This window comes from Komarekiella delphini-convector SJRDD-AB1, from assembly GCF_014831675.1.
Taxonomy (GTDB): Bacteria; Cyanobacteriota; Cyanobacteriia; order Cyanobacteriales; family Nostocaceae; genus Komarekiella.
Genome location: NZ_VJXY01000071.1, coordinates 1 through 25,506, shown reverse-complemented (window position 1 = coordinate 25,506; position 25,506 = coordinate 1). Strand labels below are relative to the sequence as shown.

The following is a 25,506-nucleotide window of genomic DNA, read 5'->3' as shown; positions in this document are numbered from 1 at the left end:
GTTTGTATTCTGATGTAACGCAACTGAATCGTAAACGTAGAGCATCATGATGTTCTAATAATTGCTCTACAGCTTTCTTTAGGAATTCCGCTTTGATATTTTTGGGAATCTCTAATAAAACTGATTGATTATAATGATGGGCTTCTTTTCTATTTTGTGAGAAGAACCAATGTTGAATGGGTGATAAGAGTGCGACTCCAGTAACTATACCTTGCTCGCATTCAGCACTAACTATTGTATTAGCCACTTTGGCTAATTCTGCTATGGTTTGATTTTGGAATATTTGCTGAGCAGTAATTTGTATTCCTAAGTTTTTAGCGCGAGAAACTAATTGAATACTAAGAATAGAATCACCACCAATTTCAAAGAAGTTGTCGTGGATGCTGATTTTTTCTTTGAGAAGTAGTTCTTGCCAGATATTAGTTAAGATTTTTTCTATGGTTGTACCTGGTGCTACATATTCATTTTCTTGCGAAACACCATCTGGTGCTGGTAGTGCTTTTCGATCTAGTTTGCCGTTGGGTGTTAAGGGTAAAGTATCTAAAGTTATAAATACAGCAGGTACCATGTACTCTGGTAACTTTTGCTTGAGGAATTGACGTAAGTGTTGGGTAGTCAGTATTTCATCAAGTACTACATAGGCAACTAAGCGTTTATTACCACTGGTCTCTTCTGTGGCAATCACAACAGCTTGTTGGATTTGAGGGTGAGTGTTGAGAACTGCTTCGATTTCTCCAAGTTCGATGCGGAAACCCCGCACTTTTACTTGGTTATCAATGCGACCTAGATACTCAATATCACCGTTGGGCAAATAGCGGACAAGGTCACCTGTTTTGTAAAGGCGTTCGGATTTGGAATTATGAAAGGGATTTGGGATAAATTTTTCTTTAGTTAGTTCTGGACGGTTAAGGTAACCTCTGGCTAGACCATTACCTCCGATGTATAGTTCTCCGGGTACCCCTATAGGGACTAGTTGTAAATTACGGTCTAAAATGTAAAGCTGTGTATTAATAATCGGTTTTCCAATCGACAGTTTTTGATCACAGTTTTTCACTGGATGAATCGTTGACCAAATAGTTGCTTCTGTCGGCCCGTACATGTTATAAATTTCCCCGGACACAACGGACGATAGTTCTTTAGCCAAAGATACGGATAGTTCTTCTCCACCAACCAAAATTTTGCTCAGGGACTTGAGGCTACTCATTTTATCCGGTAACATTTTTAACAGGGATGGAGTACATTGCAAATGAGAGACATTGTACTTGCTAATTTGTGTAGAGACGGAAGATATATCACTTTCGGATATATGTTTTTGATTACTATCCTCTTTTAATGTATTGATGTAACTTAAGCTAGAGATGACAGCATCAACATCCACACCAAAGTCAATTAAGCAGCCGACCTCATCAATATCAATGGCTTTGAGTTGGTTAATTATCTGAAGACATTTTTCTGGTGTACCCAAAAGTCCTGAAGTTTCAAAATAGCGATTGAATGCGTGAGTAACCATAGCATCCCGATCAGCTTGGCTTAAGTCTTCCGGGTTTTGATTCATGGAAACTGCAATGCTTTTCATCAGTCCCAGCGAACTGCGGAGATAATCAGATAATGGTTGGTATACTTGTTGGCGAACAGTTTCTAAATTTTCTCCAATATAGGTATGAACCATTATGGTCACATGACCATTACCAGAATGACCATGCTCGCGCCAAGCTTGACGGTAAAGATTTATTTTTTCTCCTAGTTCTTCTATCGTTTGACCCAATAGGTGAGTCAGAACATTAACCCCTAGTTTTCCAGCTAATTTGAAAGTCTCTGGATTTCCAGATGCAGTCATCCAAGTTGGTAACTCGCTCTGAAGGGGACGGGGAAGAACTTTGATCTCGATCGCTTCTCCGTTACCATCTCTGCGTTTAATTGTTTCTCCTCGCCAAAGTTTTCTAACGGTTTCGATCGCTTCTAACGTTACAGCTTTACGCTGTGGGTAATTTTCTGGAGCTAAAATAAAGTCGTTAGGTTGCCAACCAGTTGCAAAAGAAATTCCGACTCTACCATGAGATAGATTATCAACGACTGCCCATTCTTCTGCAACTCGGATGGGATCATGAAGGGGAATAACGACACTTCCTGCTCGAATTTTAATGTTTTCTGTGATCGCAGCGATCGCTGCACTAACTACGGAAGGATTGGGGTACAATCCACCAAACTGATGGAAGTGACGTTCAGGAGTCCAAATTGCAGAAAATCCATGTCTATCCGCAAATTTAGCACCTTCGAGGAGTAATTTATATTTATCTTGATCACTATTTTGGTCACTATCGCTAGCAAAATAAAACAAACTAAACTCAATGTTTTTGTCTAGGGACTGAAGCTTTGATGTTGTGGAAGAGAATAGTTTTTTCTGTTCTGGGGCGATAATGACTTGGAAACCCCTGGCTAAAGTCCAAAATAACTCTAAAACAGAAATATCAAAACATATTGTCGTTAATGCTAACCAAGTTCCTGGAGAATTATTTCCAATGCGATCGTCTATTCCTGTAAAAAAGTTGATAACTTGACGATGCTCAATTGTTACTCCTTTTGGTTTACCTGTAGAACCAGAAGTATAAATAACATAAGCCAGATTAGATGATGTAACCTCAGTATCAAGATTCTGTTGAGAATATGCTGTGATATTTTTCCAATCCGTATCTAAGCAAACAATTTCTAACTGTTGTGAGGATAACATTTCTCTTTGAGACTCTTGAGTTAAGAGAATCCTGACCCCAGAATCATGCAACATGTAACTTAAGCGTTCTTGAGGATAATCAGGATCAAAAGGTAAGTAAGCAGCACCAGCCTTAAGTATCCCTAAAATTCCCACCACCATCTCAATCGAACGTTCCACGCAAATCCCCACTAGCCTTTCTGCTCCTACACCCAAGCTTTGTAAGTAACGTGCTAGTTGATTGGCTCTTTGATTTAATTGCTGGTAGGTCAACTGATGATTTTCAAACACTACCGCTAGAGCATCCGGTGTTTTCTCTACCTGTTCTTCAAACAATTGATGAATACATTGATCAATGGGATATTCACTCTCTGTATGATTCCATTCGATCAACAACTGATGACGTTCTGCTTCACTCAATAAGGGTAATTCACCGACAATTTGTTGCGGATTTCCGACAATTGCTGACAGCAAGTTCTGGAAATGACCAGCCATACGCTCAATAGTCAGTTCCTCAAATAAGTCAGTATTGTACTTAAAAGTTCCAAAAACTGATGAACTACTCTCCACTATTTCAAAATCTAAATCAAACTGACCTTCCTGTTGAGGAATTTCAAAAGGTTTTAACTGCATTCCTCCCCAATCAACATTCTTTTCAGTTTCATTCTCAAGCAGAAGAAGTAGATCTTGAGATTGTTGTAATTGCTTCAGGGCAAAAAAAGCTTGAAAAATCGGTGGACGGCTAGGGTCACGATGTAGCTGTAATTTTTCTACCAGTAGAGAAAATGGATAATCTTGATGAGTCAGTGCTTCCAGTACTGTTTGACGAACTTGCTTCAGAAAATCCTTAAAACTAGGATTTCCCGACAAATTTGCCCTGATCACAACTGGGTCAATAAAGCAGCCGAAAATCTCAGCAAATTCAGCTTGACTTCGACCTAGAGACGGAGAACCTACTAGAATATCTTCCTGACCTGTGTAACGATGCAAAAGCAGCGCAAAAGTAGCTAAAAGGATTGTATAAAAAGTTACTCCCTCTCTTTGAGCTAATTTCTTAACTTGCTCAGTCAGCGTTTTCGATAATTTGAAGCGATAAGAAGCACCATTATAAGTTTGTATAGGCCCTCGTTGTTTATCTGTTGCGAGATCTAGTGTTGGTAGATCTCCTGCTAATTGCTGTTGCCAATAGCTCCACAATTTTTCTCCCTGGGCACTAGAGAGTATTTTTCTTTGCCAGCTCACATAATCTTGATAGGAATGTTTCAGAGGAAGAAGGGATATTTCAATACCAGATCTTTGTGCCTGATAGATTTTTGGCAATTCTTGTAGCAAAATATCAAAAGACCAGCGATCGCAAGCAATGTGATGCATAGTCAACAATAAAATATGCTCTTTGTCAGAACAAGTAAACCATTTGACTCGCATAACGGGCCCTGTTTCCAGATCAAATCGAATTTGATGAGCATCAACCACTTTCGCTTTCAGTTGGTCTTCACTCCAAGTAGAAGCATCAATTTGCAAGAAATCTAATTCCTGATTTTGATGTACATGTTGGATAGGTTCAGATCCTCGTTGAGGAAAAGTAGTACGCAATATCGGATGGCGTTCCATTAGCATTTGGAATACCTTTTCCATTGCTGTAATATCTACTGCTCCGCATATACGAACGGACAATGATACGTTATAAGCATGACTTTCTGGTGCTAGTTGCCATAAAAACCAAAGTGCTTTTTGACCATAGGAGAGGGGATAAACATTAAAAGTATCTGGGTGCTGACAAAGTAACTCTAGGATTTCGGTCTTATATTGCTGTAGTTGACTGGTGACATCAGGAGTCAATACTTTTTGGGAACCACCAATGCGTAGCCTTCCACCCTCAGTCCACAACTTTACACCTTTGAGCGAAAGGTCTTGTAAGAACTCAACTAAATTCATAGTTCCACCTCAATCCAATTATTATCTTTGACGTCATTTAAGAGAGTGTGCTGGTCATTTTCTGACTCAAATGTTTGAAGCTGATCAATTTGAGTTAGTTGCCCATCTAATTCTGCTACTAAATCAACAATACTGATATCTTCCATAAATTTGACTATAGGTACATCAACTTCCAAGTCTGTTTGCAGTCGGTTCCGCAATTCCACAGACATCAGAGAATCAAGTCCCATTGTATTAAGAGATTGTTGTACATCAATTTGAGAAACTTTCATTGCCAATACCTGAGCAATTTCATCAAGTAGGTAAGCGGTCAACAGCTTTTCTCTTTCCCCAGGAGTTGACAGTTTTAATTGTTCTAAAAGCCCGTCATGTTTTGCTTTTACTGTGTTCTGGGCTAAAGTTCTTGGCAAATATCTTTCGATAAAATCTGCGATGAATGGCGAAGCAGACCATTGTTGAATAAACTTAGGCCAGTGAATCGGAACCACTCCAACTGAACCAGAAGGATTACTCATCAGTAAATCTAATGCTTCCAAGACCTGAGTTGGCAGAATTGCTCCCATTCCCTTTTTCTGTGCTCGTTCATCCGCTTCGAGCTTGGCTGCTGCTCCGATTTGTGCCACTATTCCCCAGTTAATGCTCAATCCTGGCAGTCCCGTACTTTGACGATAATAAGCTAAAGCATCTAAAAAGGCATTTGCTGCCGAATGATTTGCTTGACCAGCAGAACCAAGTAAAGATGCTGCGGAAGAAAACATTACAAAAAAGTCTAAAGGTTTGTTTACAGTTAAATTGTGGAGATTCCAGGCTCCTTGGATTTTGGGAGCCATTACCCGTGCAAACTTTGCCCAGGTTTGCTGCTGTAAAATTCCATCATCTAAAACACCTACAGAATGAATAATTCCTCGCAATGGTGGTAAAGATTGTTCTATTTGTGAAAATACCTCTGCAATTGACTCGACATCAGATATATCTGCCCGCATAACATCAACTTTAGCACCAGCTTGTTCTAATTCCTGTAACTGAGTTTGGACAGCATCCTTAGCTCCACTACGTCCTACTAAAACTAGATGTCTGGCTCCACGTTCTACCATCCAGCGAGCCACCAATAAACCTAGACCTCCTAGACCTCCTGTGATTACGTAAGTGCTATCTTCACGGAAGTTTGTTGCTACTCTGTATGTTGTTGATGCAAAAATTTTATTTTTATTTATACCTTGTTGGCTATATTGATGATGAACTAAGCGAGGAACATAACGCTCTTGAGAACGAATAGCTACTTGGTCTTCTACACCATCCGAGCCGATTTCTTCCCATAAAGCTTGGGCTTGTTTTTCAATCTCTGCATTTGGATCTAAATCTACCCGTATGCATTTAAGCTCTGGGTGTTCCAAAGCAATCACTTTGCCCATACCCCACAAAGAAGATTGAACTATTCCCCGAACGCAAGGATTATTGTCGGGTACTGGCTGTGCTCCTTGAGTAACTAACCATAGCTGCGGAGGTTGAGAACCTAAGACCTTAACCAAAGCTTGCACTAAAAATAAAGTAGTTCCGCATACCCACTGTTGAATATCTTGTACATCATATCTTTGGCTTTGAGGGTCTATTTCGTCAATACTCCAACATTGAACAACACTATTTAAACTAAGTAATTTATCTGATAATGCTAGTAATAGTTGCTCAAATTCTTGAGGATTATTTGGGTTAATAGTAAACTCTTGTTGAGAAATTTGTTGAAATTCTTTTCCGGGTTTGACTAATATGCAGACATCTCCTGTAGATTGCAACTGAATAGCTAACTGCTGAGCAATACCCTGCTGGTCTGCTAAAATCAACCAACTCTTTGCTTGAGAAGTATTTGATAATCTAGTATCCTCGGCTTGAGCTAAAATCACTGCTTGTTCAGACAAACCATTAGAACCGTCAATATCAGAAATACTCACAGCTTGTTGAAAACCACTTTTTTCTAGCAGTTGTTGCCATTGTCTGACTGAGAGTAATGGATAATTAGGTCTTAAATCTACATCGGTAAACCGCCACCAACCTTCAAGCAATCCAAAGATTAAATCAAACGATCTTTGGCGAGTGGTTCCTTCAAGCAGCACTAACATTCCTTTTGGTGCTAATAACTGCCGTACATGCTCTAAGGTATCAGATAAATCTGCTGTAGCATGTAGCACATTCGCTGCAATAATCAAATCATATTGATGGGACTCAAATCCTTGAATGGATGGATCTACTTCAATATTTAAGGTTTGATAATGTACAAAAGGATAATCTGCAAACTTCTCAGTCGCTTTAGTAGTAAATAAAGAACTAATATCCGTGAACACATATTCTGTTTGATCTGGATTCAAATAAGGTAAGATATGGGCGGTAGTTCCTCCGGTTCCCCCGCCAATCTCTAACACACGCACCCCACGAGATTTGGGCAAATTCTCTAATGCTGATAAGACTGTTTGTTGCACCAAGGTGTTCATCAGCTTCGCTACTGAAGATTCTTGATACAGTTGGTTAACAGTAGTTAAATCCCCTTGTGGGAAAACTAATTGCACTGGGTCACATTCTCCTCTCAACACAGAAGCTAGTGGAGAAGCACAACGAGAGAGCAGAGTCAATTCAGTTAATGCATTGGGGTATTGATTTAATAAGGAGTTAAACAACTGTTGTGGATCTTTAATATCAGGTACTTTAGTTATTTCCCATCCATCATTAATTGGTCGTAGGATTCCCACTTCGCTGAGCATTTCCAGCAAACGTTCCAGTAACCTAGTATGCTCTTGAACAACACCCAATTTCTGGGCAATGAATGACCTTGAAACAGACTCTCCTACCTGAAATTCCCAACCCAATTCCTGAAAAGCTTTCAGAACGTAGTCTATACTCAAAACTTCTAATTGGCTTATAACTTGTCTATACACTTCCAAGTTAGCTTGTTTTATCAACTCCACAACTTGAGGATAAAGTTTAATATCAATTTCAGAAGCACTTGGTAAGTAAGTAGCTTTTAATTGCTTACCGAAAAGCGCTTGAGAACGCCACTCCACCTTATAAAGCCAATCCTTCACATCTGTTGCTGCTGTCAGTTCTTCCTGATGCTGTTTGACCAATATTGCCAGCACTTCTGGTAATAACTTGACTTGTTCTACAGAAAATTTCCCAACTTTTTCTAATTGTTCAGCCAACTGTTGAGTATTCCCATCGTTCAGCCAATGGACAATAGTCGTAATCTTGTTTTTTGCATCGGAATCAGCGTCTTTTTGGCTCACCTTTTCTGATGTCTGTATCCAATAACGTTCTCTTTGAAAGGGATAAGTAGGTAATATCACCTTACTACGAGCATAATCTTTATCAAACTCTAACCAATCAACTTGAACTCCACGCACATATAACTCTGCTAAGCTATGTAGCATTTGTTGCCATTCATCACCTTGCCTCAAAGAAGGCAACCAAACTCCTACTCCTGATGGCAAACACTGGCTTCCCATGCCTAATAAAATTGGTTTGGGCCCGATTTCTAGGAAGACTTCATAACCCTGTTGGTGTAAAGTCTCTATACTTTGAGCAAACTTCACTGGCTGACGTACATGATTTACCCAATAAGCTGCTGTGGTAATACTATCATCTGCTCGCGTTCCTGTGACATTTGAAATCAATGGAATTTGAGGTTGATGGTAGGTGATTTGATTGGCAACTACTTCAAACTCTGCCAGCATCGGTGACATCAAGGGAGAATGGAAGGCGTGGGATACTTGCAATACTTTGGTCTTGATTGCTTGTGATTCTAAGTTATTGAGTAGCATCCCAATAGCTTGTGATTCTCCAGAAATTACAATACTTTCTGGGCCATTGAGCGCTGCTATTGCCACTTTTTGTGTGTATGGGGCAATCAGTTGATTGACTGTTTCTAGGGATGCGTTCACAGATACCATCTCACCCCCAGAAGCTAACTGCTGCATTAAGCGTCCCCGATGAGCAATCAGTTTTAAACCATCTTCTAAACTAAATATTCCGGCGACACAAGCTGCCACATATTCACCCAGACTATGACCCATAACTACATCTGGTTTTATTCCCCATGAGCGCCATAACTGCGCTAGGGCATATTCTATGGCAAATAAGGCTGGTTGAGTATAAGCGGTTTGGTCAATGATAGAACTACTTAGTGTGACTTCTTGAGGATAAATAACGTTTAATATAGATTTTTCTAAATAAGATTGTAGAATTTGGTCACAAAGATCTAAGGTTTTACGGAACACAGGTTGCGTTTGATAGAGTTGTGTTCCCATGTTGACATACTGAGAACCTTGTCCAGTAAACAGAAAAGCAATTTTAGGTGATTTACTATTACTAGAGAGTTTTCCTAAAAATACACCATTAGCCTCTTTGAAACCATTGATTTTTGCTAATTTATCAGCTAATTCTTGTTTGTCAGATGCAATAACAGCTAGACGATGATTGAAGTGGGCACGTCCTGTATTAGCGGTATAACAAATATCTGCCAGTTCTAATTCCTTATGAGTTTCCAGATGATCGCGATAACGATTCACTAACTCTTCGAGAGCTTGAGGAATTTTTGCTGAAAGAGTTAATATTTGAGGAAATTCCTGTCTATTCTCACTTCTGACTTTGAGATTGTCACCCTTAGTTCGCAACTCTTTGCGCTTTTGACTTTGGATCTGTTCTGGTGCTTCTTCCAACACTACATGAGCATTAGTACCACTAACTCCAAAAGAACTAATTCCCGCAATTCTACTACCTTCTTTGATTTCCCACGCAGTTAATTGGGTTGGTACTATCATTGGGTACTCATCCCAGTTGAACTTGGAAGTAGGACGATCTAGATGTAGATGAGGTGCTATCTGCCGATGTTGTAATTGCAATATTACTTTAATTATTCCTGCAACTCCCGCAGCAGACTCTAAATGACCAATGTTAGTTTTGGCTGAGCCAACGATCAATGGTTGTTGCTGAAAGCGTGCTTCTCCATATACTTTTGCTAAAGACCTGATTTCAATTGGATCTCCCAAAGGAGTACCCGTCCCGTGAGCTTCGATGTAACTAATTTGAGACGGTTCGACATTCGCCATCTTTAATGCTTGACGAATCACCTGTTGCTGGGAAGAACTGTTGGGAACACTAAACCCACTAGTAGGGCCATCTTGATTGACAGCAGAGCCTTTAATCACAGCAAGTATATTATCGGATGCTTTTTGAGCGTCCGAGAGACGTTTAAGCACTAAAATGCCACAGCCTTCTCCTCTACCTATACCATCAGCAGATTCATCAAAAGTTTTGCAACGACCATCTGGAGATAACATTCCTGCTTTCGACATAGCGACCATAGTATCTGGCAAAAGTACTAAATTAACTCCACCAGCTAAAGCCATTTCACATTCTTGTTGTCGTAAGCTCTGACAAGCTTGATGTAGAGAAACTAACGAAGCAGAACAGGCTGTATCGATCGCCATGCAAGGGCCAGTCAGTCCCAAAGTATAGGATATACGGCCTGCCGCACTAAATGAACCTACCCCAAACGCAGAATAATCTGGACTGGGATCTGACTGATGGTGTTTTAAAATTTGACCATACTCATTGTAGATAATACCGATAAAAACTCCTACAGGTCTACGTTCTAATCGCTTGGGTATATAGCCAGCAATTTCTAGTGCTTCCCAACTAACTTCCAAAAGCAGGCGATGTTGGGGATCTATTGCTTTTGCTTCTCTGGGTGAAATGTTGAAGAAAAGCGGATCGAATTGATCTATTTCTTGCAAAAATCCTCCAGAGCGGATGTACATGTTTCCAGGAGTTTTTGAAGCAGTATTGTAGCCAGCATCAATGTCCCAACGATGATCAGGGATTGGCGCGATCGCATCAATTCCATTAGATAAAAGTTGCCAAAATTGCTCAGGATTATTGACACCTCCAGGCAAGCGACAAGCCATACCAATAATGGCGATCGGTTCTGTGATTGAATACTCTAGCTTATTCAGTTTGGTTTTTAATTTCTCAATTACCAGAACTGAACGTTCCAATGGCGATAATTGCTCTATATTTTGTGGAACCTTATTCATACTAGTTATATTCCATTAATTCTTCTAGTTCTTGATTGATGAGATTTTCTAAGTTTTGCTTCGATAGTTGTTTAATGTTGTAAGATATTTCTTCATCATCATCCTCTAGAGCAGATACTAAATTTGTCTCTTCTACAAGATGCCAATGCAATACTTCTTGGGCAATGTAATCAGCAAGGCTCAGAATATTAGGCTGCTCAAAAATTAAGACTGTAGGGAGTTCATAACCTAGACTAGCAGAGAGTCTATTCTTAAGTTCTATTGCTAGTAAAGAGTCCATTCCCATTTCAAAAAATCCTTGTTCTGGGGAAGGAAGGACTTTTTCTCCTAGATAGCCTAATACTTGAGCTACTTCCTTTTGCAGGTAAGTAATTAAGTATTCGTGGCGATCGCTAACTGGTGCGGACTCCCATTCTTGCCAAAACAAGTCTCTTGATTTTAATTGCTGACCAACCATCCCTATTGGTTGTGTCTCAATTTGTTCTAAAAGTAATCTTCCCGTACTGGCTTGATAAAGTTCTTTAAAGACAGACCAGTTAATATCAACTATAACTTGGTTAGCCATTTCCCCAGCCAATACTTGTTCTAAAGCTGCAAAGGCATCTTTCGGTTTTAATAATTTCTCGCCTAATAACTCATAATTGTATAATTCAGATTTCAAATCTCCTTGTGGAATATCCAATAATCCCATATTGATAGTTAGAGCAGGTAATCCTAGACTGTGACGATAATGGGCAAAAACATTGAGAAAGTAATTGGCCGCCGCATAATGACCTTCTCCTTTAGAACCCCACACCGCAGTCATTGAAGAAGTACTAATGACAAAGTCTAACTTTTTATTCTTGGTTAATTGGTGTAAATTCCAGGCTCCAAGTACCTTCGGACTTAACATTGCTTCTAAACTTTCAGGAGTTATTTCTTCAATCAGTGCAGAGCTTAATACACCAGCAGCATGGATAACTCCTCCTAGAGGTGGACAAGATGATTCTATTTGCTCGAAGGCTTTAGACATAGCTTCGGGATCGCCTACATCAGCTTTTAGAAGCAAAACTTTTGCTCCTAAGTCTTCTAATGATCTAATTATCTTCCAAGCAACACTTGAAGGCTCACGACGATTGATGAAAACTAAATTTTTCGCTCCCTGCTGAGCCATCCAATAAGCAGCTTGTAGTCCAAATCTACCTAAACCACCAGTAATTAAGTAAGTAGCATCAGAGCGAAAACTGATGGGTTTGGTTTTGATTGTTTGGTTTTGACTACGTACAAACCTCTCTACATACCTTTGGCGATCGCGAAAAACTACTAGATCTTCTCCATCTGGAGCTATTAGTTCTCTCAACAACTGGTTGGCTGCTTCATCAATAGAGGATTCTTTATCTAAATCTATAAGTCCTCCGACCACATGAGGTAATTCCGTTCTTATAACCTTTCCTAAACCCCAAACAGGAGCTTGAGCTAGAGAAGGAGGGGTAACTTCTGACCCAATTCTTTGTACATTTTGAGTAACAAACCAAAGACAAGGCCATTGATATTTTGCCTTGTTGATCAGTGCTTGCACTAGACTTAGTATGCTTGTGACAGTTATTGTTTGGTCTTTTTCCAAAGAAGTAAAGCTTGTTTCTTCAACATTTGTGGTATCCAAGCTCCATAGATGTACCACACCACGGCATACTAGTTGCTCTGAGGCAAAAACTTGCTCGATAGAAGTTGCATATGTCTCGCTAAAATGAACAATGAAGCAGCATTCTCCTCTTTCCTCTAAAAGTTCTGCTAGTTTTTCCCCTACACCAAGACTATCTGCCAAGATGAGCCAGCTAGCTGGAGCCTTTTTAAGTACCAGTTCTGATTCTGAGAGGGGTTTTGGTTGCCATTGCAACTGATAAAACCAATCTTTGTAATGATTCTGAGTATTGATTGAGTTAGCCAAGTAGTTAGTTTGTTGCATCTTTAACCCAGAAACTTCCACCAATAAGTTTCCTTCTTCATCAAAGATACGAACATCTCCCTCAACAATCTCTTGAGTTTTGTTCAGAGGATGTTGAACAACTGCGTGGCTCCAAACTATATTTCCCATAGTGCGATGAACACGACAACTCTTGCATCCTACTGGTAGGTAGAAAACTGGCTGATGATCTTGAAGGTTTTCATCAGAGAAGTCATCATAATATAGTAAGGCTGCGCCTAAAACATGATCACAAGCATTAAGTAGGGATGGATTAATTTGGAAGCTATGATCCAATTCCATCATTGTTCCTGAAAATTCAACTTTTCCTAAAGCTTCTCCTTTGCCAAGCCAGAGTTCTTGTATTCTAGTCTTAGAATTAGCATCTTTTTGTATTCCATTTTGAGCTAACAATTGGTCAAATTCAGCTGGGTCTTTGGATTTTGTACATCGAGTTCTGATTTTTGAAAGTGTAGTTTCGTAATTAGATAAAGGTTGTTTTTTATTCGAGATTATTGCCCTACCGTTTAATATTTTTTGAGTATGATTTTTGAGAGGAAAATCCGAATATTTTTGCGCTTTTATATTATTAATGTATTTTTTTCTTAACTGATTGAGATATGGTAAGTTGTTGATAATGATATCTTCTTCTTGTCCAAAATCTAATAAAGAGACTATTTCATTTACTCCAACATTATCGAGTTGCTCAATTAACTCAAGACATGTTTCTGGTGTTCCAATCAGTCCACTTGTAGAAGCAAATCTCTCAAAAATAAAATTTACTAAGTTATCTAAATCTTTTTCAGATAGGTTTGCTAGCTCTACATTGTAACCTCTGACTTGAGCTACACCCTGAAGAAAAATATGAGAATTAGACTTAAGATATTTACAGTAAGGAACACGAACTTGTTCTCGAACTAGATTGGCATCATTTCCCACAAAAGTATGTAACATTAGAGATACTATACCTGTATCGGGATTGTGTCCATATAGACTTCTTGCTTGACGATAGATAATAATTTTTTCAGCTAATTCTTCTATACTTTGTGTAAACAAGTTAGTTAAAAGATTAGCTCCTATTTCTCCAGCTTTAGCAAAAGTTTGAGGATTACCCACTGCTGTCACCCATACAGGGAGTTCTGGTTGGATAGGCTGGGGATAAACACTAATATCTACTAGTTTTCCGTTGCCACTTTTTACCTTTATAGATTCTCCTTGCCACAGCTTTCTAACCGTTTCAATACCAATAAACAATTCTTCATGACGATTTTGATATTTCTCTGGGAAAAAAGCGAAGTTATCTGGACTCCAACCCGATGCAAAAGACAGTCCCACTCGACCACCAGATAAATTATCTACAATTGACCACTCTTCTGCAATCCTCATGGGATGATGAAGTGGTAAAACAACGCTGCCAGATTGTAATCTAACTTGCTGAGTCTCTCTGGCTAAAGCAGCATTCAATACGGATGGGTTTGGATAAAGACCTCCAAGAGGAGCAAAATGTCGCTCTGGAGTCCAAATACTAGAAAATTCATGACTATCTGCAAAACGAGCAGTTTCAATGACCAAGTTATATTTACTTTTATCTAGGGCATATTGACTATCACCAAACAACATTAAACCAAACTTCATTTTTCTATTCTCCGAATTTTTATTCTCTATTTTCTGATGAGTAGGAGTTTAAATGCTCATAGTAAATCATCCCACTCACTAATTTTCAATTCTCAATCACCAATTAACTTTAATGAGGAATGCTGGCAGTAAAATGTAAATTCCAAATATGTGGCATTGATTTTTGGTTATTTTGACAGCTATACACACACACTTGACTTAAATTTTCAGAGTTCTGAGAAAGGACAACTTGAATTTTTTGATTTCCTTGTTCTGATAAAAAAAGAGGAAGATGGATTTTTAAATCTGTAATTAAGTCAGTCTCACCTAAAGAAGTTTGTGCAGCTGCCAAACCGATTTCTATATAACCTGTATGAGGCATAAGTAAGCTTCCTGAAACACGATATTCTTGCAAATAGGAGAGATACTGTTGGTCAACGTCCATTTCCCAGATATGGGTATTGGGAAAATGAGCTAGATTGTTTAATCGATAACCCAACAGAGGATGTTCTCGACTCTGACTTTTTTGGTGTCCATTTCCTAGACTATTAACAGTTAATTCTTTTGTCTGTATCCAATAACGTTCTCTTTGAAAGGGATAAGTAGGTAATATCACCTTACTACGAGCATAATCTTTATCAAACTCTAACCAATCAACTTGAACTCCACGCACATATAACTCTGCTAAGCTATGTAGCATTTGTTGCCATTCATCACCTTGCCTCAAAGAAGGCAACCAAACTCCTACTCCTGATGGCAAACACTGGCTTCCCATGCCTAATAAAATTGGTTTGGGCCCGATTTCTAGGAAGACTTCATAACCCTGTTGGTGTAAAGTCTCTATACTTTGAGCAAACTTCACTGGCTGACGTACATGATTTACCCAATAAGCTGCTGTGGTAATACTATCATCTGCTCGCGTTCCTGTGACATTTGAAATCAATGGAATTTGAGGTTGATGGTAGGTGATTTGATTGGCAACTACTTCAAACTCTGCCAGCATCGGTGACATCAAGGGAGAATGGAAGGCGTGGGATACTTGCAATACTTTGGTCTTGATTGCTTGTGATTCTAAGTTATTGAGTAGCATCCCAATAGCTTGTGATTCTCCAGAAATTACAATACTTTCTGGGCCATTGAGCGCTGCTATTGCCACTTTTTGTGTGTATGGGGCAATCAGTTGATTGACTGTTTCTAGGGATGCGTTCACAGATACCATCTCACCCCCAGAAGCTAACTGCTGCATTAAGCGTCCCCGATGAGCAATCAGTTTTAAACCATCTTCTAAACTAAATATTCCGGCGACACAAGCTGCCACATATTCACCCAGACTATGACCCATAACTACATCTGGTTTTATTCCCCATGAGCGCCATAACTGCGCTAGGGCATATTCTATGGCAAATAAGGCTGGTTGAGTATAAGCGGTTTGGTTCAGTAAGGGATTCTCATCAGTGGTCGGATAGAGAATTTCTAGCAGTGGTATTTCTAGATAAGAACGCAGAATATCATTGCAAAGATCAATAGTTTGACAGAAAGTAGGTGCTTGTTCATAAAGTTGACGGCCCATACCTATATAGTGAGAGCCTTGTCCTGTAAATAGCCAGGCTATTTTGGGGCTATTTTTGCTATTTACCTGACCTTGAAGTAGCCCGGTAGTATCTGTTTTTGTAATAAAAACACCTAGTTTTTCAGCCAATTGACCACTCGATTCGGCAACCACAGCTAACCGATATTCAAAATGCGATCGCCCTATGTTGGCTGTAAAACAAAAATTCCCAAGAGCTACTTGGGGATTAGACTGGATGTAATTTTGATAAAGATCTGCTAGAGTGTCCAGTGCTTTCTCGGTTCTGGCGGTGAGACACAGAAGATGCAGAGGGCGTTCAGCTTTTAAATATACAGGTTCAATCTCCACAGCCTCTTCAACAATCAGATGAACGTTGGTTCCACTCATCCCAAAGGCACTAACCCCTGCGAGTCGTTGTCCTTGTGTTGACCAAGGGGTAAGTTCACGGGGAACTACTATTGGCAGACGATCCCAAGGAATATATGGATTTGGCTTGTGAAAGTGTAGATGAGGTGGTATCTGCTGGTGTTGGAGAGACAGTACTACTTTGATCAAACTTGCTATTCCGGCGGCGGCTTCCAAATGCCCAATGTTAGTTTTGACTGAACCAATCATCAAAGGATTATCTTTTGATCGGCCCTGACACAGCACCTTCTCCAAGGCAAATACCTCGATTGGATCTCCCAAAGCTGTGCCGGTTCCGTGAGCCTCTATGTATTGAATTTCATTCGGCTTTACCTTCGCGTTCTCTAATGCCTTACGAATCAGTGCTTCTTGAGCAGAACCATTTGGAGCAGTCATACCATTGCTGCGACCATCATGGTTAGCTGCTGAACCTCGAATTACAGCGAGGATATTATCTCTATCAGCGATCGCATCAGATAAGCGTTTCAGTACGACGATGCCACATCCTTCCCCTCTGGCGTAACCATCAGCAGCAGCATCAAAAGTTTTACAATGACCATCGGTAGATAATGCTTTGAGTTTACACAAGCCAATGGTGGTTTCTGGCGATAGTATTAAATTTACACCACCTGCTAATGCGAGATTTGACTCTTGAGCACGTAGGCTCTGACAGGCCAAGTGAACTGCCATTAGAGAAGAAGAGCAGGAAGTATCTAGTTGCAGACATGTCCCCTGAAAACCAAAAATATATGCCAATCTCCCAGCAGCAATCGAACGAGCATTCCCTAGGCTACTGTGAGGATCAATCCGAGTAAAATCCCCAGAGTTGATAGTTAGTTGCGAATAGTCTTGTGAGCTAACCCCAATAAATATCCCTGTTTTACTTCCCTCTAACTGTTCTTTTGCTTGCCCGGCGTTCTCCAGTGCTTCCCAACTTACTTCTAGGAGCAGTCTTTGTTGGGGATCTATGGCGATCGCTTCCCTCGGAGAAATATTAAAGAATTTGGGTTCAAACCCGTCTACTCGCTCTAAAAATCCACCGTACTTGGTGTACATTTTCCCTGGAGTATCTGGGTTAGGGTCATAAAAACTATTGATGTCCCATCTATCGGTGGGAATTGCTGTAATCGCATCTACCCCAGCTTGTAGTAGATGCCAGTAGGCTTCTGCATTGTTAACTTGGCTGGGAAAACGACACCCGATTCCGATAATAGCTATTGGCTCATGCTTTTGATACTCTACTGCTTGGAGTTGAGTTTTTGCTTGCTGAAGGGCAATTAGTAACCGTTGTGATGAAGAAATATTGTTTGCATAATTTTCGCTAGTTTGATAGTTCATCTACTTCCCTCTAGCAAGTTTTCTAGTTCTGAGAGTTCTTTATTAATTAACAATTCAATTTGCTCTGGTGAGAGTTGTTCTACTGCTAAATTTGAATCTGGTTGAGAAATTTGCAGTTTGCTGATAGATTGCTTTACTTCTACGTTGTGAATTCTTTGAGAAGAAGATGTAGATGTTTTTATAGTCACCTCATTGGCTAAGTGTTCTGCTAAAGATGCAATATCAGGAAAACTCCAGGCGATAGTTGGTTCAATTTTTTCAGGAAATTTTAGCCAATCTTCTAACTGTTGTGCTAACTCTACTGCTATTTGTGAATCTACTCCATATTCAGCGAAAGATTTTCTTATTTCAATAGATTCAGCTTTTATTTTCAATGCCTTGCTCAACCAATTCACAATCCAGTTTTGTATTGATTCGGTGGTATAAACTTTAATTAGTTCGTAATCTGATTTTACAAATTCATTGTTTTTGATAATTACCACAGGCAAGTTAGACCCGCTTTGGGATGTCAGAGATACTGAACTATTTGGTTCTTCTATTAACAGAGTATTTGCACTCCAAGTTCCCACTGTATCTAAATTTCTAGCTAGATATCCAGCTTTACAGGCATAGCGTTGAATCTTTCCACTAGAAGTTTTAGGAATACTCCCAGGTTTCAGCAATAATACAGCATAAACTTGCAATTCATGCTGCTGTGATACAGCTTTGCAGATGGCTTCAACTACCTGATTAACATCTAGCGATCGCAAATAACTCCGCTCTATCTCCTGAACAATTACTAACCGCTCTTTACCCTCTACTTCTACAGCAAAGGCTGCTCCCCAACCAGGGTATAATGCTGGATGACTTTGTTCTACTGTTAGTTCAATATCTTGGGGATAATGATTACGACCCCTGATGATAATCACATCCTTAAGCCGACCTGTGACATATAATTCTCCTTTGTAGAGAAATCCTAGATCCCCGGTTCTCAGAAATGGGCCCTCACCGGTATCTTCTAAATAGGCGTTGAAGGTTTGTTTTGTCGCCTCTAGTTGATTCCAGTAACCTTGAGCAACACTCAGACCTGATACCCAAATCTCTCCTACTTGCTCAGGTGAACATTGAGTATTAGATTTAGGGTCAACGATGGCGATTTGATCAAACATTGTTACACCACAGCCCACAATGGTCTGGAAATCACTATCGTCTGTTGCTGCTAGCACTTGATTTTGCTCTAAGGCTACTTTATTGACTTGATAAAAAATAGGCGGAGCTGTTTTTAAACTACCAGAAATAAACAAAGTAGTCTCAGCCATACCGTAGCAGGGATAAAATGCCTGCCAACGAAAGCCACAAGGTTGAAAAGTGTCTGTAAACCGCTTGAGAGTCTCTGCACGGATAGGTTCAGCACCGTTAAAAGCAACATCCCAGCTACTTAAATCCAAGCTCTCCCTTTGTTCGGCAGTAATCTTATCTACGCATAAATCGTAGGCAAAATTCGGGCCACCACTGGTAGTTGCTTTATAACGGGAAATAGCTTGCAGCCAGCGAACAGGCTTCTGGAGGAAAGCTACAGGTGACATTAAAATACAGGGTACTCCCAAATACAAAGGCTGTAAGACGTTCCCAATCAGCCCCATATCATGAAATAGTGGCAACCAACCAGCAATTATACTTTTTTCTGTATGCCCAAAAGCTATCTTGATCAGTTGCTCATTATGTAGCAAGTTTTGATGACTAACCATTACACCTTTAGGTGTTCCTGTAGAACCAGAAGTGTATTGGAGGAAAGCTAGGGTGCTTCCAGACAAGTTTGGTTGCTGCCATTCTAATGCCAAGTCAATGTTGAGATTATCAGTTGCCAGCCGATGCAATCCTATTAACTCTGGATTCTGTGGTAATCGACTCTCTATATTGACTAACTCTGATGTCGTTGTAAGCAAGAACTTTGCTTGAGAGTTGGCCACAATTGCCTGTAGCCTACTCACTTTTTGATTGCGCCGTGGTGGATAGGCTGGTACAGCAACGACTCCAGCGTACAGACATCCGAAAAATGCTGTGATGAACTCAAGTCCTGGCGGGTAAAGTAGTAGAGCTCTTTCTCCATACGCTCCCATGCTTTGCAGGAGCGCCCCAATAGCACGCGCTTGAGACTCTAGCTGCTTATAAGTCAAATGGAACTCGTCGACTTCTCCATCTCGCAGAAATATATAAACCTGGCTTTCTTTCTGCTGGAGAGATCTCCAGCTAAGAAGATCAACTAATGTAGAACAATCAGCAGGCAGCCCAAAATAGAGTTTGTTCATCTTTGAGTTCCTTTAGTAGATGACGAGCTGTAAGACAAGTCAGCCAATTAAATAAGAAATGGGCATAATGCCAATACTTGTAAAGGAGTCGAAAATTAAAGATCAAATCTTCTATTGAGGTAGTAGCAATGAAATAGAGCCACCGAAATCTTTCAGTGATACAGAGCAAATACATCTAAATTTCGCCTTGACAAAAACCTTGGTTGTGTGTTGACTCAAGAATAAGAATTTGTTATCTGATTTATTTTCCAAGGATGAAAGTGATTGCTTAAATTATTGTCAATGACTAGAGGAAGACTACCATATTTTTGGGTTTATTGAGATGAAAACGTTCTTATTTATAGAAAGTATTTGCCGTTTCATCAAGCCTCTCCTTATGTGAGATAGAAAAATGTTATTATATAACAATAAAAATTCTTAGCAAGGTTTTTATTATTGTAAAACTAAGTTAATTTAATACTTGAAGCAAAAAATGCTTTATATAAGGTTTTTCGATTATTTGGGAGCTGGTTAACTGATAAAACTACTAAGGAATTTATACAGGGCAAACGCATCTAAAGTATAAGAATCCTTTAATAACAAGGGTTTGGCGTTTGATGATTCAGACTATTTTTTCATCAATATCCTTATTTAGCAAGGGTTTCAGGTTTTACGTGCGTTTGCCCTGGGGATTTATAAATCGTAGCTTTGAATTCGAGTAGTAGTTTTTTAAGTTCTTGCTTTTCCATCCGAGGATTGAGATCACGACGGCTCGACTCGCTTTGTTTCTTTCGCCCTTCTCCCTAGTGCACCTCCGTTGGAGACTCACGTCAAAATGCCATTTGTCAATAACAGTAATTCGCTCAATTTTGTTGATTATTCAGATTTACAGGTTATGTTGCAAAACTTACAAAAGATAAAGACTCTGTAGAAATCAGAACTAGTTATGCGATGAGTACAAAAATTTAAGCTAGAACTATGATTAACCAAATCTGAATGTCTGTATAGTTACACAAGTACTTTTTAATTATCCACATTCCGCAGGTAAGTGAGGAGAACAATGGTATTTTTGATGAATGACAGCATCAGTGTGAGAAATAAGAGTACAAGATATTGACCCTCCGAATTTTGGATTTTAAATTTTGGATAATGGAATTGTTTTTTGGTTCAAGCCTCGCAAGAGCGTGGGCGGAACAAATCTAAAATACTCGCTGCGCTGCGTCCGCTACGAAGAAAGCAAATCTCAAATCCAAAATTGATTGACCACTGCGGGATAGTGGCAGGCATAATAGACCAAATGTGTTTAGTAGAACAATACTTTCGTCAATTTAGGAGGCTTGGGAATATGACCTGAGTGAATATGAAGTCTTGACTAGCCTCAGCCCACTGATGATTTCATATCATGCTTCATACCAAGGCGATCGCTTAAGTTATCACGGTATCTACTTTGCTGTAATGCGAACTGCGCCTACGCTCCCCTAAAGACTTACTTTGATATGGCGTTCAACTTCCGAATTCCCGACAAAATATCCGCATGGTGGCTTGATTTTAGTAACGGAAAAATTTTGGTCGTTAGTGAAGCATCCGAATGGACTGAAGTTGGGAAATCTCGCATCTGGGTATAAAATTGCTCAGAAAGCTCTCAATCAGTTCAGTTTAGGGGCCCGCGCAAAAATAAACTGAACAAACCTTTTTGAGGGTATCTGTATCCCGGCTCAAACTAGAGTAATAGCTCTTACCGCTACTTTTGTCAACGAAATCAAAAGTTTGTGGTTGATTGACTTTTTTGGTTGATTATTTTGTCCTGGTGTCACATACTCGATTGCGAGATTGATGGTATTTTATTTTTGCACAAACTCCTTTATCCCAATCTCGATACAAGCTATGACACTCAATTTATATTTACTACGACATGGAGAGACTACTTTTAGTCAAAGTGGTAATTTCTGCGGTGAAACTGATGCGGAGTTGACTTCTGAAGGTATGCAGATGGCATCCGGTTTTGCCGATGTTTATCAAAAATTGAAGTGGGAGGCTGTTTATGTTAGCCCGATGAAGCGCACAATTGCAACTGCCAAGCCATTTTGTGATGCTATCGGTATGAGTATGCAGTTGCGTGACGGACTTAGAGAAGGTAGTTACGGCGAATGGGAAACTAAGAGTAAATCGTTTGCCCAAGAGAATTACGCAGAAAACTATGTAAAATGGTTAACAGAACCCGCTTGGAATGCACCACTAGGTGGAGAAACTGCGGTTGATATTGCTAACCGTTCTATGCCTGTAATTGCTGAAATTCAAGAAAAACACCCCCAAGGTAATGTTTTAGTCGTTTCCCATAAAGCCACGATTCGGATTATGCTTTGCAGTTTACTGGGAATTGATTTGGGACGCTATCGCTATCGGGTGAATATTTTGGTCGCGTCGGTAAGTATGGTTAAATTTGACGTTCATGGCCCTTTGTTAGAAATATTAGGCGATCGCCATCATATACCCGATCATATTCGCTCTCGTCCGGGAACATAAAGCAGAGATAGCCTTCTGCTTCTGCTTGTCAGTTACCCCCAGATATCTCCTGACTGTAATCGTAAAACTAATTTCTTTAGTGACTATATTGTCAAAAAAAGTTTTCTTTTATACTTTCTCAAGTATTGGAAGTTGCGGTTTGAAGGTTTATTTGTAGCGATCGCGTTTAGAAGTTTGTGTTTGCTGTCTTGAGTCTCATAAACATAGTAAATCTGAGACTAACAAACCAAGTGCAACAACAAAGCAACAAAAACCCCAACCATCATAAGGCTGGGAAGCAGATGCAATAATTTAACCATGTAAATTATTTAATAGCTGGTTCAAAGGTAGTTGACAACATAATAATGAGACTGAGGATGATGAAATCCCCAACGAGTTACTACGATGCTGAGTTTGGACAGATAAGAATCGAAGATAACCACTGGACTTTAGCACAATGTGCTGTTTTGGGCGATCGCTGTGTACCGATTTGCGTGGATTTTGAACAGGGGCAGATTGGGGAACTTTCATCGCTCCAGCGTGCAGCTATTCGGCAAGCTCTAGCCTTGCCAAGCGATGTGTTACGTATCACTGCTCCTGTTGTGCTGCAAAATTATGATGTATATCGTGAGATGATTGGAGATGAGTCAATGCCGCCGCTGGCTAATCCCATTCAGGTCTGGGATGAGGTGACTTTCTCATATATCTATGTGCCGCCCCACGTTGAGTATGACCTGCATATTGCTACCTTTGAGTTGATAGCTGAGTGTGACTGGGAGCCAGAACACGGCTTAGAAGTGCGCTTTCGCAATGGAGTAGCAGATGATGCAGATCAGATAGGTGAAACAGGACGCTAAAAACTATCTTGTCTGCGAGATGATGCATTTAAGGATAATCCCGAACTCAGAGGCTTTAAGGTCATAAACTCCCCAAAATTACCAATTTAGCTCGCCAATCCTCATTATGACGTAAAGTTATGATATTATAGCCAGTCTCGTACCTAAGATTATCTCGCTCAATCTGATCTTGCCTACGCTTGTCAGGACTATCATGAACTGAACCATCACAGAAAACAGCGATCGCCTCTTCCCTATAAATAAAATCTGGTTTACATTTAGCCTCTGGAATTAATTCCTGTGCAGCGTCAGGTAGTTTATAACCCCGTAGGTAAATCTCCTGTAACACGACACGCTCAAAATTAGAATTTGGATCTGTTTGCTCCAACAGTTTTTGATATTGCTCATCACGAGAAAGTCCTTTGACTTGAGTAATAACATTGCTCTCAAGTAGTACGTCAAGCCAAGGTTTGATTATGTGACGGTTAATCAGCGCATGATCAAACTGATTGCGGTAAGAAAGCAAGCATTCATAACAAGCTTGAATACAGCTGTCTTTTGCCTCCTTGAAATGGCAGATATCTAAAGCTGCATCAGCAATTTTTCTAAATGCCTCTGGTTTTTCCAATAACTGGGATAATACGCCTGCGCCACCTTCAGCAGCTTCCCAGAACAGTAAATACTTCCCTTCGCCTAGACGTTCAGAGTCGAGTTCGTTAGCTTCCAACTTATACACAGCCTGAATTGCTGTTTCTAACACATATTGCAGCGTAGCAATAAAAGCCTCTCTGTCCTCAACAGGCACATTTAATGGCTCAACAACCAAGATATTGCAAGTATCATCGACCATTAAATTCACTTCGGTGTGCAAGCTGTCGGGTGTCTGTTGAGTCTGTGGGTTTTTATTGTCGCCCCATACACCTGTTGTCGGATTGAGCTTAAATCCTCGTTCTTCTCTATTCTTCTTCAGCCCGCGATTAATTCGCCAGATGGTAGCTGTAGCTCCATAGGTTAACTTGAACAGTGGCGTACCGTCAGCAGCTTGGATGATCGCCGATTCTCGTTTTTGGCTAGCGTAGCGAAAATGGGTTGTGATGTTGTAGCCGTACTTGAGCCGTTCTTCTTCATCGCAGGTGATGCGTTCTCGACGACGAGCGATCGCAGTTTCCATTGGTAGCACACGAGTCAGCTTGGCTACATTACCATGAATGTCAGGTTTAATTTCTGCGCCGCAGTTTTCGCAAGTATCACGAAAATCACCGTCGTGATAATAACCGCAATTAGCACAGACGCTTACCCGTTTATACTCACCTTCAATGCCACCGACAGGAGTTTTCGTTTTGGCTACCATGAATTTGCTACCTTCATAGTAAAGGATGTTATTGGGAGCAAATTCCCGTAATGCCATTGAGCGGGGGCGAGAGATGAATTCACCACCTTCACCAGCCGGAATAAATGCCCGGACTGGGAGACGAGGGAAGTTGAAACCCGGTAAAAATCCCTCAGCAGCAAAGTAGCGATAAGGATAAAATTCAAACTGGGAATTACTCTTACCTTGGGTATGTCCGACGAGAAGATCAATTTGTCTTTGTGCTTCTCGTGCTTGTGCTTCGGCGTTGCTGCGTTCTTCTTGGTTGACATCACCCCTAGCAAAACGGTCAATGGTGTGGCGGGCAGATTGTAACTGTTTAACTGACTCGATGTACAAGTCCCGCCAACGCTTACAAGCCCGATCAAAAGCATTCAGAGCATTTTCGATGGTTAGCTGTAACCAATTTACAGAATACCAAGAAGCTTTTTGCAGATCGTTTTGGCAGAAAAAGTCTGAGAAGATAGATTGGGAAGCTTGCAGACATTGGGCTAATTTGGCTTGGCTCAGGGTAAGTTGTTGACGAATGCTGTCTTTGAGGGGATAGTTTTCTAATTCCAAATCCAAGATTTTATTCATGGAGTCTTCCAAGTAAACCCCAGTGTGCGCTAGCCAAATCGAATATACGTGAGATTTAATTAAATCTTGGTTAGCTAGTTCTAGTTTTGGTGGAGCAACTACCCCAGCTACCATTTGATTTTGACGCTTGAAAAAGTATTGGTCGTGACCGCTACCAATAGAAGCATAGGTAATTACTAAAGCTTCTTGTCCACTTCTCCCAGCGCGACCACTGCGTTGGGCATAATTGGCAGGACTAGTAGTCCACCAAGGCATTTTTGCTGGGTAAGCCCCTCTAATTGATAAACTAGTCAAAAAAGGGGTTGAGCATGGCAAAAAAGTATGTTGTAGATTTAAGCGAAGAGGAAGTTTTACAACTGCAA

8 protein-coding genes are annotated in these 25,506 nt (G+C 40.2%); 2 read left to right on the top strand and 6 right to left on the bottom strand.

Annotated features, from left to right (window positions below; genetic code table 11):
• From FNW02_RS33685 to FNW02_RS33665, 5 genes are all read right to left on the bottom strand, one after another.
• A partial coding sequence (locus FNW02_RS33685; RefSeq protein ID WP_191761880.1) for a MupA/Atu3671 family FMN-dependent luciferase-like monooxygenase occupies positions 1 to 4,642 on the bottom strand: 4,642 nt, incomplete at its 3' end.
• Positions 4,639 to 10,722: a type I polyketide synthase gene (locus FNW02_RS33680; protein WP_191761879.1), complete on the bottom strand. Its 6,084-nt coding sequence runs from the start codon at positions 10,720 to 10,722 to the stop codon at positions 4,639 to 4,641. The genes FNW02_RS33680 and FNW02_RS33685, both read right to left, overlap by 4 nt.
• A gap of 1 nt (position 10,723) precedes the next feature.
• Complete coding sequence (locus FNW02_RS33675) at positions 10,724 to 14,299, bottom strand: type I polyketide synthase (protein ID WP_191761878.1); 3,576 nt, start codon at positions 14,297 to 14,299, stop codon at positions 10,724 to 10,726.
• Between the two features lie 109 nt (positions 14,300 to 14,408).
• Positions 14,409 to 17,591, bottom strand: coding sequence for a type I polyketide synthase (locus FNW02_RS33670; protein WP_191761877.1), 3,183 nt, complete (start codon positions 17,589 to 17,591; stop codon positions 14,409 to 14,411).
• Positions 17,588 to 19,879, bottom strand: coding sequence for an AMP-binding protein (locus FNW02_RS33665; protein WP_191761876.1), 2,292 nt, complete (start codon positions 19,877 to 19,879; stop codon positions 17,588 to 17,590). The genes FNW02_RS33670 and FNW02_RS33665 overlap by 4 nt, the downstream gene beginning before the upstream one ends.
• Before the next feature lie 1,863 nt (positions 19,880 to 21,742).
• On the opposite strand from FNW02_RS33665, the gene FNW02_RS33660 reads away from it, so the two are divergent.
• Together FNW02_RS33660 and FNW02_RS33655 are read left to right on the top strand one after the other, a co-directional pair.
• On the top strand, positions 21,743 to 22,381 hold the full coding sequence (locus FNW02_RS33660) for a histidine phosphatase family protein (protein ID WP_191761875.1): 639 nt from the start codon (positions 21,743 to 21,745) through the stop codon (positions 22,379 to 22,381).
• Positions 22,382 to 22,737: 356 nt separating this feature from the next.
• Positions 22,738 to 23,217, top strand: coding sequence for a DUF6985 domain-containing protein (locus tag FNW02_RS33655; protein ID WP_191761874.1), 480 nt, complete (start codon positions 22,738 to 22,740; stop codon positions 23,215 to 23,217).
• A 61-nt stretch (positions 23,218 to 23,278) separates the two neighbouring features.
• On the opposite strand, the gene FNW02_RS33650 is transcribed toward FNW02_RS33655, so the two are convergent.
• Positions 23,279 to 25,506, bottom strand: a 2,228-nt coding sequence (locus FNW02_RS33650; RefSeq protein WP_225226106.1) for a DUF1998 domain-containing protein, incomplete at its 5' end; no start/stop codon positions are given.